This is a genomic window from Flavobacterium sp. ACN6, from assembly GCF_002304005.1.
In the GTDB taxonomy this organism is placed as follows: Bacteria; Bacteroidota; Bacteroidia; order Flavobacteriales; family Flavobacteriaceae; genus Flavobacterium.
Map to the genome: position 1 here is coordinate 44,420 of NZ_MRCQ01000010.1, position 14,861 is coordinate 59,280.

General features: G+C 34.1%; 15 protein-coding genes. 8 read left to right on the forward strand and 7 right to left on the reverse strand.

The window, feature by feature from the left end:
• Window positions 1-47 precede the first annotated feature (47 nt).
• The 3 genes from BSF42_RS15710 (at window position 48) to BSF42_RS15720 (ending at window position 4,389) form a co-directional block, all read left to right on the forward strand.
• Window positions 48-2,228 (forward strand): HAD-IIB family hydrolase, encoded by a 2,181-nt coding sequence (locus BSF42_RS15710; protein WP_095954040.1) that lies wholly within the window; start codon window positions 48-50, stop codon window positions 2,226-2,228.
• 96 nt (window positions 2,229-2,324) lie between these two features.
• Window positions 2,325-3,857 (forward strand): glycosyl hydrolase family 32, encoded by a 1,533-nt coding sequence (locus BSF42_RS15715; RefSeq protein WP_095954041.1) that lies wholly within the window; start codon window positions 2,325-2,327, stop codon window positions 3,855-3,857.
• Window positions 3,858-3,867: 10 nt separating this feature from the next.
• The gene (locus tag BSF42_RS15720) at window positions 3,868-4,389 is read left to right on the forward strand and encodes a PPC domain-containing DNA-binding protein (protein ID WP_095954042.1); all 522 of its coding nucleotides are present in this window, start codon (window positions 3,868-3,870) and stop codon (window positions 4,387-4,389) included.
• Window positions 4,390-4,507: 118 nt separating this feature from the next.
• On the opposite strand, the gene BSF42_RS15725 is transcribed toward BSF42_RS15720, so the two are convergent.
• Window positions 4,508-4,867, reverse strand: coding sequence for a hypothetical protein (locus tag BSF42_RS15725; protein WP_095954043.1), 360 nt, complete (start codon window positions 4,865-4,867; stop codon window positions 4,508-4,510).
• A 156-nt stretch (window positions 4,868-5,023) separates the two neighbouring features.
• On the reverse strand, window positions 5,024-5,626 hold the full coding sequence (locus tag BSF42_RS15730) for a murein L,D-transpeptidase catalytic domain-containing protein (RefSeq protein WP_095954044.1): 603 nt from the start codon (window positions 5,624-5,626) through the stop codon (window positions 5,024-5,026).
• A gap of 346 nt (window positions 5,627-5,972) precedes the next feature.
• Here BSF42_RS15730 and BSF42_RS15735 point away from each other — a divergent pair, with 346 nt between their 5' ends.
• The 3 genes from BSF42_RS15735 to BSF42_RS15745 all read left to right on the forward strand — a co-directional run bounded on the left by BSF42_RS15735 (window position 5,973) and on the right by BSF42_RS15745 (window position 7,105).
• Window positions 5,973-6,200, forward strand: coding sequence for a hypothetical protein (locus tag BSF42_RS15735; RefSeq protein WP_095954045.1), 228 nt, complete (start codon window positions 5,973-5,975; stop codon window positions 6,198-6,200).
• A gap of 29 nt (window positions 6,201-6,229) precedes the next feature.
• Window positions 6,230-6,619, forward strand: a complete 390-nt coding sequence (locus tag BSF42_RS22495) for a hypothetical protein (RefSeq protein WP_095954046.1) — start codon at window positions 6,230-6,232, stop codon at window positions 6,617-6,619.
• A 207-nt stretch (window positions 6,620-6,826) separates the two neighbouring features.
• Window positions 6,827-7,105: a hypothetical protein gene (locus tag BSF42_RS15745; RefSeq protein WP_095954047.1), complete on the forward strand. Its 279-nt coding sequence runs from the start codon at window positions 6,827-6,829 to the stop codon at window positions 7,103-7,105.
• 23 nt (window positions 7,106-7,128) lie between these two features.
• On the opposite strand, the gene BSF42_RS15750 is transcribed toward BSF42_RS15745, so the two are convergent.
• Window positions 7,129-7,848, reverse strand: coding sequence for a type 1 glutamine amidotransferase (locus BSF42_RS15750; RefSeq protein WP_095954048.1), 720 nt, complete (start codon window positions 7,846-7,848; stop codon window positions 7,129-7,131).
• 295 nt (window positions 7,849-8,143) lie between these two features.
• Here BSF42_RS15750 and BSF42_RS15755 point away from each other — a divergent pair, with 295 nt between their 5' ends.
• On the forward strand, window positions 8,144-8,686 hold the full coding sequence (locus BSF42_RS15755) for an isochorismatase family protein (RefSeq protein WP_095954049.1): 543 nt from the start codon (window positions 8,144-8,146) through the stop codon (window positions 8,684-8,686).
• A 197-nt stretch (window positions 8,687-8,883) separates the two neighbouring features.
• On the opposite strand, the gene BSF42_RS15760 is transcribed toward BSF42_RS15755, so the two are convergent.
• The 3 genes from BSF42_RS15760 to msrA form a co-directional block, all read right to left on the reverse strand.
• Window positions 8,884-9,702, reverse strand: a complete 819-nt coding sequence (locus BSF42_RS15760) for an alpha/beta fold hydrolase (protein ID WP_095954050.1) — start codon at window positions 9,700-9,702, stop codon at window positions 8,884-8,886.
• Window positions 9,703-9,794: 92 nt separating this feature from the next.
• On the reverse strand, window positions 9,795-10,565 hold the full coding sequence (locus tag BSF42_RS15765; RefSeq protein ID WP_095954051.1) for an alpha/beta hydrolase: 771 nt from the start codon (window positions 10,563-10,565) through the stop codon (window positions 9,795-9,797).
• 394 nt (window positions 10,566-10,959) lie between these two features.
• Window positions 10,960-11,451 (reverse strand): peptide-methionine (S)-S-oxide reductase MsrA, encoded by a 492-nt coding sequence (gene msrA, locus BSF42_RS15770; protein ID WP_095954052.1) that lies wholly within the window; start codon window positions 11,449-11,451, stop codon window positions 10,960-10,962.
• A 423-nt stretch (window positions 11,452-11,874) separates the two neighbouring features.
• Here msrA and acnA point away from each other — a divergent pair, with 423 nt between their 5' ends.
• Complete coding sequence (gene acnA, locus BSF42_RS15775; RefSeq protein WP_095954053.1) at window positions 11,875-14,646, forward strand: aconitate hydratase AcnA; 2,772 nt, start codon at window positions 11,875-11,877, stop codon at window positions 14,644-14,646.
• Here acnA and BSF42_RS15780 read toward each other — a convergent pair.
• Window positions 14,643-14,852 carry an ATP-binding protein gene (locus BSF42_RS15780; protein WP_095954054.1) on the reverse strand — a complete coding sequence of 70 codons (210 nt, stop codon included), beginning with the start codon at window positions 14,850-14,852 and terminating at the stop codon, window positions 14,643-14,645. The two genes, acnA and BSF42_RS15780, sit on opposite strands and share 4 nt — an antisense overlap.
• Between the last annotated feature and the right edge of the window lie 9 nt (window positions 14,853-14,861).

A 14,861-nucleotide genomic window follows, 5' to 3' on the forward strand; every position in this document is an offset into this window, starting at 1 on the left:
AATCAACGTGAGCGCAGTAACTTGGGCTCTCAAAATAATATTGAAGAATGATGAAAAAATTACGAATTTCACTTATAAACATTCACGGACTTTTAAAAGGTTCTGGTCTTGAGATAGGAAAAGATGCTGATAACGGCGGCCAGACAAAATATATTTACGAATTAGCAGAATTTTTATCACAACATGAAGATGTTGAACATGTACATCTTTTTACCCGATTAATTGATGATCCTTCTGTTTCACCAGAATACGCAGTGCCTGTTGAAATAATAAATGATAAATTAGACATCAGACGAATTCCTTTTCTAGGAAAAAAATACAAAGCAAAAGAACAACTTTGGGAAGGTCTTGATACATTTGTCAACGGTGTTGTACAACATATTAAGGAACATAACATTTTTCCCGACTGGATTCATTCGCATTATGCTGACGCTGGATATGCCGCAGCCGAATTATCTGCCATTTTAAATATTCCTTTCGCCCACACGGGACACTCGTTAGGTTTTTATAAAAAGAAAAAATTACTTGAAGGCGGAGAAAATGAAGAAGATCTTGAAAAGAAATTCAAATTTAAAGCAAGAATTGCTGCTGAAGAACGAACATTAGAACTTTCTGAATTTATTGTTACTTCTACCGAACAAGAAATTGAAACTTATAAAGCTTATAAAAATTTTGAATTAGGAAAATACCACGCTATTTCGCCTGGAATTGACACCCGAAAATTTGTTCCCTATTACCATCAGGAAGTCGATCCTGAAAAAAATATGGAAGAAATCCAACGAAAATATTGGGTTTCAGAAACTATTTCGAAATTTTTAACCAATCCGCATAAGCCTATAATTCTGGCACTTTCGAGACCTGACCGCCATAAAAACTTGAACACTTTAATTGAAGTTTACGGTAAGGATAAGGAACTGCAAAGCATTGCCAATCTGGTAATTTTTGCTGGTATTCGTAAAGACATTGCCAAAATGCCAGAATCTGAAAAAAACGTTTTGACCGATTTACTTCTGTTAATGGACAAGTACGATTTGTACGGAAAAATGGCGATTCCTAAAAAACATGATGTCGAAAACGAGGTTTCTATTATATACCGATATGCCGCAGAAAAAAGAGGTGTTTTTGTGAATTTAGCGCTTCATGAAAATTTCGGCTTGACCGTAATCGAATCTGCTAGTTCTGGACTTCCTGTTGTGGTTACAAAAAATGGCGGACCTTCAGAAATTATTCCAGTTTGTCAAAATGGAGAATTAGTAGATCCGCAGGAAGAGAGTCAGATTAAAAAGGCTTTACGCAATATTCTGACTGATGAAAATCAATGGAAATATTATTCTAATAATGGAGCAATCAACATTCAAAAACATTACAGCTGGCTGAGCCACGTTAATCAATATGTTGATTTGGTGAATGAAAACTTATCGCTTTCTTCTGGAGCAGGAATCAAAAAACAACATTATCCAAACATCAATATCAGCCGATTAAAACGAAAAATAGATCATTTATTGGTTTCTGATATTGACGGGACACTAATTGAACCCAAATTGGCTAATCCTGGATTAAAAGAACTAAAAGCACATCTTGTCAACCGTACCGAAAAAATGGCTTTTGCAATGGCTTCGGGAAGAAATCTGGAATTGGTAAAAAAAGTAATTAACGAAGAAGAATTTCCTCTCCCCGACTTCATCATTTGCTCTGTTGGAACTGAAATTTATTATACAAACGGAACTGATTATATTTTAGACAAAGGCTGGGCTAAATTTTTAGCAGGAAGATGGAAAAGAGACGATATAGTAAGTAGATTGAAAACCGTTAAATGGATCAAACTACAGGAAGAAGAAGCGCAGAATCCTTATAAAATCTCTTACTATTATGAAAAAGAAAAATACAATCACGAAGAATTAATTTCGGCTTTGGGAACAGGCTGGTATAAAGTGAATATTATTCCGAGTCACGGCCAGTTTTTGGACTTTATTCCGAAAAGAGCTTCTAAGGGAAATGCGATCAAATTTTTGTGCCGCAAATGGGCTATTCCGTTATCTCATGTTATTGCAGCTGGTGATTCTGGAAATGATGTCGATATGTTTAGAGGTCCCGTAAAAGGAATAATTGTTGGCAATAGAAGTGCCGAGCTGGCAGATTACGAAACAACTAAAAGCATTTATGTTGCCAAATCTTCAGCTTCAGAAGGAATTCTAGAAGGATTAAAACATTATAAAATAATTAAATAACCCGTTGGGTGTAAAAAATAAACACATAATTCTTTTAGCTGGCTATTGGGATTGTGTGTCTCAAAAAATTATACTAACAGATTAAATAGTAATAAAATGTATTCAGGTTCAGGATTTAGTAATTGGGAAATTGGAGATGTTGATGTATTTATAGATGAAAAAGGAGTTCATCATTTATTTCATTTAATTATCCCAAATCACGATTATATAGCGCATGCAGTATCAAAAGATGGTCTTTCGTGGAAACGAGTAAAAAACGCCCTTTTTGTTGGTGATCCAGGAGAATGGGATGATGATATGTTGTGGACAATGCATGTCAGCAAAAAATCCGAAGGTGATGGTTATGAAATGTATTATACCGGTCTTAAACGTCAGGACAAAGGAATTGAACAGAAAGTGGGGCGAGCTGTTTCAAATGATTTGCTTACGTGGAAAAAAGAGAATCTATACGGACTTCCTTTCCAAAGCGAAGCACCGCATTACGAAGGGAAAAAGAATAATCCAAGGGAATGGATTAGTTTTCGAGATCCTTTTAAATATCAATATAAGGGCGAAGATTATCTGCTAATTTGCGCAAGAAGTGCGTCGGGTCCTATTTATCGCCGAGGCTGTATTGGTGTTGCAAAAAGAGAAGAAGATGGATATGTACTGCAAAAACCACTTCATATTCCTTACGTTTATGATGATGTTGAATGTCCGTGTGTTTTTGAAATTAAAGGAAATTATTATTTATTAGGATCAATTAGAGAGGATATTAAAGTCCGTTATTGGTCGGCATCTGAATTTAGAGGTGAATATTCTGCTTTTCATAATAATGTTTTACTGCCACAAGGGAATTATGCTGCGAGAGTTGTAAAAGACGGAAAACATTTTCTGGTTTATAATTTCTATTTCGCTGACGGAAATGTGAATACACACCGTGTTATTCCGCCTCCAAAAGAATTATCGACAGATAAAAGCGGTAGACTTCTATTGAAAACCTATTATTACTGGGAAAAACTGTATCAGAAAACTATTCTTCAAAAAGATCTGCCGCAACCCATGCCTATTTTAGGAAATCCAACAGCTGAATTTGTTTTAGAAAATGAAAACAAATGGCGTTTTGGCTGTCGAAGCGGTTATGAAATTTACGGTTTCGAAAAACCTTCATCTGACTTTGTTTGGGAAGGAACGCTTTCTGTTGAAGGAATGGGAAAAACTGGTTTTGTAATTGAATGCGATAAAGAAGGAACGGGTTATTATATTTCAATTGATTTTATGAATGGTTTTGTCCAGTTTAGAGCTTGGGGATTTAATGAAAAAGATGTGAAAAACAATTTTATCTTCGAAAATATCCAAACCAATCAATTTGAAATTGGAGAAGAAAAACAGATTTCTTTTAAAATTATCCGCTACGGAAATTACTATGAACTTTCGATTAATGATATTGTAAAACTGACTTTATTAGATTTTAAATACAATGAAGGCAAAGTTGGAATTTATGTCTGCTCGGCTGTTATTTCGATTAGTGATTCCAGAATTCACGTAATTCCAGAACCAGAAAATGAATATGCAGCTTCAGATCCCGAAAAATATAATGATGATTATAATAAGATTATGCAGTTAGACACTCGTACAAACATTAATTAAATTTTTCATTATGAATATTCAAATCAATAAAATTATAGCCGTACTGCTTTTTTGTCTGGCTTTCACGATATCGCACGCGCAAAGCAATGATGCTCAAAAATGTCGTTACACCAAAACAAATTATGGCTATTTAATGGTTCTTCGCGAAGGCGATAATGTTTTGGAGTTAATCGAAAATCTGGCAAAAGAACAAAAAATTCCATCGGCAAATTTCACTGGAATTGGTTTTGCACAAGATGCTACATTTGGTTTTTATGATTTTGGAGAAAAGAAATTTCATCCCAAAACTTTTAATAAAGTTGAAATGGGAAGCATTACGGGATCTATCGCCTGGAGCGAAAACAAACCTTCTATACACATGCACGGCGTAGCAACCGATGATAAATTTGATGCATATGGAGGTCATATTTTGGGGCTGAAAGTTGGAACTGGCTCTATGGAAATTTATATTACTGTAAATAATGAAAAACTAGAAAGGAAAATAGAGCAGCCTTTAAATGCTAATGTTTTGCAATTGCCTTGTTTGAAATAGATTTGGTTAACATAAATGTTTATTTTAACCGATAAAACTTAAATTGGCTTCTTGAATAGAAATACACCAATAAAAAATGCGTGAAGTAACTAAAACTTTACGCATTTTTTATTTTTATTTAATTTAATCTTTCGGTAGTTTCAATTCTTAAACAATGTTCTGTTCCTAAATAAAGCGGATCTCCATGTTTTTCTGACCAAAATCCGTCAAGTACATCTTTAGTGATACAACGGTAAACAGCAACTCCTTTATAGGTTTTATTATCGTCTCCTTTATAACTAAAATTAATAACCAAAACATTGTCTTTGAAAAAGCCATGCCCTTTTTGTATTTGTGAATTGTTGATAAGCCAATGCGCAATTACTCGGTTATTTTTATCTAATTCTAAAGTTAAAACACCTTTATAACTAATCTCATTAGTCTCATCTTGATTGCTTCCAGAAATGGAAAATGTACCCACTAAATCTTGTAAAGTCATTTTATAATGCAGAAATTAACATTTGTTCTAAAAGGCTTCGCGCCTTTGTGAGCACAAATTAACGCAAAAAAAATACGTAATAAAAACAAACAAAAATCTTTACGAATCATTTTGTTTGTCCTTAAACGTATTTAGGTAAAATGTTATTTCTCTCTTTTAATAATAAACGTAAAGCATGATCTTAGAATCAGAACCTTCTATAACTTTTTCAAGTCTTTTAAAGAAAATATCGCTTACCATCGGGCAGCCGTGGCTGTTGATAATGTAATATTCTTTTTCTTCGTCAGGAACTTCTCTGTAACGGTGTAATACAATTGCTCTTTTCATCGCGTTGCTGTTACTTTCGTCTAGTCCGTTAAGTCTGAAAGCTTTTCCAAAAACTCCGTTATAAGACTTCTCGATAGAATAACGGCCAAGGGATGAACAGTTTGAATTTGGAGTATTACTGAATTGCAAAATATCGCCTTTTATTCCTGTTTCAGATCCTGAACCATGTGCTACAAGACCTTGATCTAGTATTTTGTTGTTCTGAAGATCATATACAAAAAAACGATTTTTTCCAGATTTGATTTTCATATCTACCAGAAAAGCAATTTTATTGCTGTAACCGCGGTTTGATGAAGTAAAAGATTTTATCTCCCCTACATGGTCTGTAAGTCTAGCAAACTCTACTTCGGTTAATATTTCTTTCCTGTCCGTTACATTGTAGGTTGTAAAGGAACTTAAGGAAAAAAGCAGTGCCATAAAAAATAATCTCATAAGCAGGGCATTATATTAAGTTAAACAGAAGATTTGGGATCTCGTGACAAAAAACTTTATCAGTTTTTTGTTGTTGCAAAATTATGTACATTTTTTATACAATTCCCATGTTTGATGTGTTAAATATATTATAAATATTTGACATTACGCTACTTATGTTGCTTTTTTTTATTTTCAAGCCCTAAATAATGGGATTTTGGGCAATAAATAGGAAGATTGAAAGGCTTCTAAGTAATACTTTGAAGATCTGCATGTTAATTTGATAACAAATGAAATTATTCTTGTAAAGAAAAACCTTGGACTATAATCTAATTTTAGGATAATAAAAAATCAAAAAAATATAGTCATGGAAAATACAAATAACTACAACAGCGAAGATCTTCAAAAATGTCCATATCATGCACAGCTAAACAGTATGAGTAATGATAAAAATCCAGATGAACATGTTAATACCGGAGACTGGGAAGATGAACGTGATGAAGATGGCACAGATCCAAATCGTTATGAAGAAGAAAAAGGAAATAATAATTCTGGCGGTGCAGGAAGCACTGGAAGCGCAGCGACTAACAGTTAATATTTATTAAAACTTAATTTAACAGCACTATGATCACAGACAGCAACCGAAATTATGATCAAAACGAAAATAATTTCCCTCAAGACATTCAAAACGAAACAAATCAATATTATCGCGAACAAAACGAACAAATTGAAGATGAAGACAAACAGGAGGAACAACTTCTAGATTCTTATCCTGGAGCGGGAGAAAACAACTATCTTGACAATGAATTTTCTAATGCTTTGGAAAGAGACGATCAAGAAGATCTTGAACAAGATATTGATGAAAGTGATCTGGAAGAAGATGATTGGGACGAAGAAGATGAAGAAGAACTTGACCAAGATGATCTGGATGATGATCTTGTAGAAGATTATGACGAAAATGACCGTGAAGTTGAACCTGAAACTTTTACCGATGATAGTTTTAAAATAGACTAAAAATTCTTAAAAGATAAAACATAAGAAATCCCATTTAAAATGGGATTTTTTTATTGCCTTTTTCAAGATTAAATAGCTGCAAGATTAAAATTAAACAATACTTCTCGAGAATTATATAAAATCTTCGAGATTAAAAGAATGTACTTTTAAGAATGTCTAAAAGGAAAAATAGGCATTAAATAATCTTCAAATTAAAACTTAAATTATATGAAATCCGAAAACTACTTTTACAGTGATGACTCTTCAGGCGACATGACATCATACGAAGAACAGCTTCTTTTAAATTATGATGATTACCTAGAAAGCGGTTTTACAAGCTCAGTAAAAGCGCAAAATCATTACAATTTGGAACTTGGCGATCTAGACGAATTTCTTGAAGAAGATTTAGAATCGGAATATGATGAAAATGACTGGGAAGAAGAGGAAGATGATCTTTCGGAAGAAGATGAAAATACTGAGGGCGACCCAGAAACTTTCATAATGTAAAAGGAAAACTCTTTCTAAACACGTTAGCTATTTTCGTATTCATGTTGAAGTTTGTCAAGAAACTTAAACAATTTATTATTCATTAAGTTATAATCGAAACTGCGAATTTCATCTGGTTTTTGTACATATCTGTGCATGGTATTTTTGATTAAGAAATCTTCGTCAGATTCGATCAGGAGCTCGATTACCTCCTTATTAAGTTCCATATGGCATTGAAATCCATAGACCAAAGCTGAATACGCTATAATTTGCCGCGGACAGCCTTCGCTAAACGCTAATATCCTGCTGTTTTCTGTAATTCCTGGCATATCATTATGCCAGTGTCCTACAGAAAGTGGTGAGCCAAAATGCGATATTTTATCGTCATTTAATCCAGCTGCTGTAAGTTCAATAGGAAAAACTCCTATTTCTTTTTCAGGACTTGATTCAAATTTTGCCCCTAACGCTTTACCAATTAGCTGGGCTCCAAGACATACTCCAACTACGGCTTTTCCTGTATTGATACATTTTTGTATTAAATTTATTTCCGCTTGTGAATCAAAATAGGGATATTCTTTTTTGGAAGAATCTGGACTTTGAGGTCCTCCCATAATTACAAGTAAATCAATATCTGCGGCTGTATCCGGCAAAGGCTCATAATTATATACTTTTGAAAAACTGATTTTATGATTTCGGTTTTGAGCCCATTCTAGATATGCTCCAGGCGCTTCAAAAACTTTATGCTGTACAAAATGAATATTCATATTTTAAATAATTGATTATAATTTTTACTTGCTAACTTTCGTGCTAATAATTTTTGCTAATGCTTTACACAATTCTTTCTTATTTATTTTGAAGGAATAAATTTAGCAAATAACTTCCCATGCAATCTGGTACAGATTCGATATAAATGAATAGTCCAGTTTTATCATACTTAAATTTCTAAAAAACTAAACTGATACTTATTTAAGTAACTGATTTCGTTAATAAAATCACCTTTTTTTACTAAATTTGATATACTCCCCTTTGCTGATTTTTTCTAACATTTAATAAAATCATATGAAGATCCTTCCAATCAATTCTACTTTACTGGTTATCGATATTCAGGAAAGACTGCTTCCCAAAATTGACAGTGGCGAAGCTATTCTTAAAGATGTTATCTGGTCTGTAGATTTAGCTAATACAATCGGTATTCCAATCCTTCTGACAGAACATTGTCCAGATAAAATTGGAACAACACCTGCTGTATTAAGGGAAAAATTTGAAGAAAACGATATTATTTCTAAGTCTTATTTTTCTGCTGTCCGCGAAGGAAATCTTCTTACTATTATAGAAAAAGAAAGAAAACAGATTATTGTAGTTGGAACTGAAGCTCACATTTGCGTACAACAAACGGTACTAGACTTATTGGAACTCGACTATGAAGTTTTTATTCTAGAGTCAGCTGTTGGCACACGAAATCCAGATGACAAAATAAAGGCTGTTGAAAGAATGAGGCAAAACGGCGCAGAAATCATTACAAAAGATATGCTGGCATTTGAATGGCTAGAAAAAGCTGATAGAGAGATTTTTAAAATTGTTCTTAATAATTTTATTAAATAAAACATTCGAACCAAAAATAATATCAAACAGTAAAATGAAAAACACCTTAATTACTGGAAAATGCTATGTCCTAAAAGAAAATAAAAACTGGGAGGAATGCATTGATTTAGCGCTTAAAAAAATATAACCGCAGTCCAAAATTTTCATTAATAGTCCTGCGGTTTAGTATTTATAAATCAATCCTCCATATTTTTTTACTATTGAATGAATGCCAGAATATCTGCATTAACCGTATCTGCATCAGTCGTCGGGATTCCGTGACATAAACCAGGATAAGTAATCAATTTTCCATTTTTCACTAGCTTGGCAGCTCTTAATGCAGTAGGCACATGCGGCACAATTTGGTCATCTTCTCCATGAAGAATCAGAACCGGCACATCTACGCTTTTCAAATCTTCGGTAAAATCAGTTTCAGAAAATGCTTTTATACAGTCATAATGCGCCTTAATTCCTCCCATCATTCCCTGGCGCCACCAATTATCCTGAATTCCTTTTTTTACAACAGCCCCTTCCCTATTGTAGCCATAAAATGGGAACGTTATATCCTGATAAAACTGCTGTCTATTATTGGCCGTATTAAAGCGAATATCATCAAAAACCGCCAAAGGAACACCATCTGGATTATTTTCGTCTAAAATCATATAAGGCGTTACCGCACTTATAAGCACCACTTTGGCAACCCTCTCTTTTCCATATTTTGCGGCGTATCGTATTGCTTCTCCCCCTCCTGTTGAATGACCAATATGAATGGCATCTTTTAAATCTAAAAATGCTGTCAATTCTGCTACATCAGCTGCATAAGTATCCATTTCATTCCCTTTATACGTCTGTGTTGATCTTCCGTGTCCTCGTCTGTCATAGGCCACAACTCTAAATCCTTTATCGAGAAAAAAATGCATTTGTGTATCCCAGTCGTCTGCAGAAAGAGGCCATCCATGATGAAAGAAAATGGGCTGTCCTGTTCCCCAGTCTTTGTAATAAATCTCCGTTCCGTCTTTTAATGTAATAGTGCTCATTGTAGTTTTTTTTTAATGGTTATTAATAGATTAAAATCAAAAAATTGATACTAAAGCTTTCATTTTTAAATGGCTAAAATCTTTTTTTAGCCTTATAAATTTTCATACCAGTCTAAAATATAATCGGCTACAATTTCCCATCCGTTTTCCCCACAGATGAAATGGCTTTTGCCTTGAAAAATCTTTAGATCAACACGGCTGCTACTATGTTTGTATTTATGCGCCAAGGTTTTGGTGAGTTCGGCAGGAAAAATAGCATCACTTCCACCGCCAATAAATAAAATAGGTTCATGTGATTTTTTAAAATCGATATTCGAAAAAGAATTCAAAACAAGTTCTCGACTTACTTTAAAGCTTTCAGGCACTGCAATTGCAGCAAAGGCATTTGCTCTTTCATTCAACGGAAGTGTATTAAAAAAACATTTGTCATACCATTCGCGGCTTCCCATAAAATATTTTTTACCAGAAAAAAAGCCAAATGCAGGAATTACTGATTTCAGTGTTTGAAGTGGAGGGAAAACGTTTTTTGGAGGCGCACCGTCAATGCTTACCGCTGCAGATGCTTTTCCTAATTCAAGCAGTTTCATTGCTGCCATTCCTGCCATTGAATGTCCAATAATTAATGGCTTTTCTGGAAGACTGTCGATTAGCTTTACAATATTGTTAACGACGTCTATAAATCCAGTTTTTACAAGATCAGGATGCACTTTATTTCTTAAATCAGCAGGATTTCCTTCATGACCTGGATTAGCCGGAGTGTACACGGTATAACCTTTCTTTTCATAATGGTCTTTCCACTTTGCCCAGCTTAAGTCGTTTACAAAGTTTCCATGTATGAGTATTATGGATTTTGATTTTGTCATAATAAAAATATTTAGTGAGTATTTAAAGGTTTTAAATAATTCATAAACGCATTTAACCTGTTAATTCTAAAAACATAATCGTATGAATCGGTTTCATATTTAAATTTTAGAATAAATAAAGGAGCCGCTGCTAATTAATATACAGCATATTGAGGAAAGACAAGAACTATGCTAAAATAGTAAATTATTATATATCAAATAAATACAAAGAAAAATACTTTTATTGTTAGTGATATTTCGCAAATAAATAGTGTTCTAGTGATATATAAAAAAAGATTGATGTCTAGGAGAAGAAAAAGAAAAACACCCTGTAACAAAAAAGAAAAACTTTGATTCTAAATGTAAATTCATTTAAAATCAAAGTTCTATACTTATAAAATTGAAGTTTGAAATATTATAAAAAACTATCAAACCTTTCAAAATGGCAGGTATATCCATTTGGATTTTTGATCAGATAATCTTGGTGGCTTTCTTCGGCTGGCCAGAATTTAGTAAAAGGTTCAAGTGTAGTAACCACTTTGCCATGCCATTTTTCAGACTCATCTACAATTTTAATCACTTCAGCAGCAATTTGCTTTTCTTCATCATTTTGTATAAATAGAGCCGATCTGTAGCTTGATCCAATATCATTACCTTGTCGGTCTTTAGTTGTTGGATCGTGCATTCTAAAAAAGTAATCCAGTAGTTCTTTATAAGATGTTTCATTTGCATCATACGTAATTTCCATGCCTTCTGCATGTCCCGGATGATTCTGATAAGTTGGGTTGTCATTTATTCCGCCAATATATCCCACTTCCGTATCTTTTACACCAGGGCGCACACGAAACAAATCTTCCATACCCCAAAAACAGCCTCCGGCTATATATGCCTTTTTTAAGTTTTCCATAATTTTTTAATTTTTAATATTTCACTGCAAAAATAGTACCCTCGATATTTGTAATTATTTTAAATAAACGTTTCGTAACCAGCATTATATGCATCCATTACATATTTTATGTAACTTTACTTTTAGTCAGCATAAAGCAGTAACATTTCTATCCAAAATAAATTACACTAGCAAAATTAAAAAACAAACTACAATTCTGTTTTCTAAAATTTCAACAAATTTCATCATAATATAACGATATTTCGAAAGTATTTGAAATCAGCAAAACATTCAAAACACTGAATATCATTAACTTACATATGAGGCAGGTTTTTTGTAAATGAAGATTTAAATTACTGTTTTTAAAGTTACGAAAAAACTTTTACAGCAGTATTTCATGAATATCTAATTGTAACACAACATTTCAATTAAATACTTTTAAATATGCAAAACGACATTTACCAAATTAAACGGTTATTAACCACAAAAAACAGAACCTTTTCCTACTACAGTCTGACCGAAATGGAAAATCAGGGCTTTAATATTAAAAAAATGCCTTTTTCAATTCGTATTCTGTTAGAAAATGTACTTCGTAATTATGATGATTTCGCTATTACAAAAGAAAATATTGAAACGCTGTTAAACTGGAAACCTGAAGCTTCGGATAAAGATATTCCTTTTAAACCAGCTCGTGTGTTAATGCAGGATTTTACGGGAGTTCCAGCTGTTGTCGATATTGCATCGCTTCGAGCTGAAGCTGCTAAAAAAGGAAAAAATCCAGATATGATCAACCCGTTAATTCCCGTTGATTTAGTCATCGACCATTCTGTACAGGTTGATTATTTTGGAACGGAATATTCCTATCTGCGAAATATGGAAGAAGAATACAAACGGAATACAGAGCGATACGAATTTTTAAAATGGGCACAGCAGTCTTTTAGTAACTTTAGCGTAGTTCCACCGGGAATGGGAATCTGCCATCAGGTTAATTTAGAGTATTTGTCAAAAGGTGTAATTGAAAGAAATGGAGAAATTTTTCCTGATACTTTAGTGGGGACAGATAGTCATACCCCAATGGTTAATGGAATTGGTGTTATCGCTTGGGGTGTGGGCGGTATTGAGGCAGAAGCTGCGATTTTGGGACAGCCTATTTATTTTATTATGCCCGAAGTTATTGGACTTAAATTATCTGGAGAAATTCCGCTTGGATCAACTGCCACAGATATGGTGCTTACTATTGCCGAACTGCTTAGAAAATATGGCGTTGTTGGTAAATTTGTCGAAGTATTTGGTCCAGGATTAGATAGTTTAAGCGTGCCAGACCGCGCCACAATTGGAAACATGTCACCAGAATTTGGCTGTACAGTTACCTACTTCCCTATAGATGAAAAAACACTAGAATATATGCGCCTGAGCAACCGTTCTGAAGAACAGATTGATTTGGTTGAACAATACTGCAAAGCTAATTTACTATGGCGTACAGGCGACGAAAACATTACATATACAGATATTCTTGAACTTGATCTTTCTACAATTGAGCCAACTATTGCCGGACCAAAAAGACCTCAGGATAAAATTCTGCTTAAAAATTTACAACCCAAACTTATTGACTTACTTGATAAAACGTTTGGAAGAAAAAATCTGGCACCTAAACAAGATGCGCGCTGGTCTAGCGAAGGTGGTTCACAGCCCATACAAGGTGAAGCTGTAGTTCCTGACAACGCAAAAATTGAAGAAAAAATAGAAAATGGCATTAAAACCGTTGCAGTTACATTAGGAAATGAACAGTTTATGCTTTCTGATGGTGCGGTGGCTATAGCGGCAATTACTTCTTGTACCAACACTTCCAATCCGTTTGTGATGATTGGAGCTGGGCTTGTTGCAAAAAAAGCCAGAGAACGCGGACTTAATGTAAAACCGTGGGTTAAAACTTCTCTCGCACCAGGTTCTAAAGTAGTTACCGATTATCTAGAAAAAGCAGATTTACTTGGAGATCTGGAGTCTTTAAAATTTCATGTTGTTGGTTACGGCTGCACCTCATGTATAGGAAATTCTGGGCCTCTTCCTGTTCATATTGCGAAAGCTGTGGAAGAACATGATCTTGTTTTGGCATCTGTTTTATCTGGAAACAGAAATTTTGAAGCCAGAATTCATCCGCAGATTAAAATGAATTTCCTGATGTCGCCTATGCTCGTTGTTGTTTTTGCACTTGCCGGACGTGTTGATATAGATTTACTTAACGAACCTGTGAGTTATGACTCAAACCAGCTTCCTGTTTATTTAAAAGATATCTGGCCTTCAAACGATGAAATCAATGAAGTTTTAAATAATGTTTTATCTCCTAAACAGTTTTCTAAAAGTTACGAAACTATTTTTGATGGAAATGAAACATGGCAGCAATTAAAAATACCAGAAGAAAAAATATATGCTTGGGATAATGATTCTACTTATATTAAAGAAGCACCATTTTTTAAAGATCTGCCTGAGCACCCAAAACCATTAAAGGATATTCAAAATGCCCGAACTTTATTAATGCTTGGCGACAGTATTACGACAGACCATATTTCTCCTGCCGGATCATTTAACGAGAATTCAGCAGCTGGAAAATATTTAATAAGCCGTGGTGTAGAAAAACCCGATTTTAATTCTTACGGATCACGACGCGGACATGATGAAGTGATGATCAGAGGTACTTTTGCCAATGTCCGTATAAAAAATGCTTTAGCAGATAAGGAAGGTGGTTATACAAAATATCTTCCAACGGGAGAAGAAATGAGTGTTTATGATGCTTCTGTACAATATAAAGCTTCTGAAACACCTTTGATTATTCTTGCCGGAAAAGAATACGGAAGCGGTTCTTCCAGAGACTGGGCAGCAAAAGGAACTTTTTTATTGGGCGTAAAAGCTGTTCTTGCAGAAAGTTATGAACGAATTCATAGAAGCAATTTAGTGGGTATGGGCGTACTGCCTCTGCAATATAAAGATGGAGAAAATGCTCTAAGTCTTGGCTTAAATGGCAGAGAATCCTTTACCATTTCTGGAATAGCGCAAGACATTAAACCATTAAAAGAACTGCAGATAACGGCAGTAAAAGAAAATGGTGAGCAATTAAATTTTACGGTTATAGCCAGACTGGATTCAAAAATAGAAATTGAATATTATAGAAATGACGGAATACTACAATATGTTTTAAGACAGTTTTTACAAAAGGATTAATAAACTTCTACTTCTTGTAATGGAATATAAACATGAAAGGTAGATCCTTTTCCAAGTTCTGATGCTGCAAGCAGGAATTCTTGATGGTTGGCTACAATTTTACGGCATAATGCTAGTCCAATTTCCGAACCTTCATAGGATTCTTGTCCGTGCAGTCTTTTGAAAATCTCAAAAATCTGATCGGAATGCTGTGTGTCAACTCCCATTCTATAGTG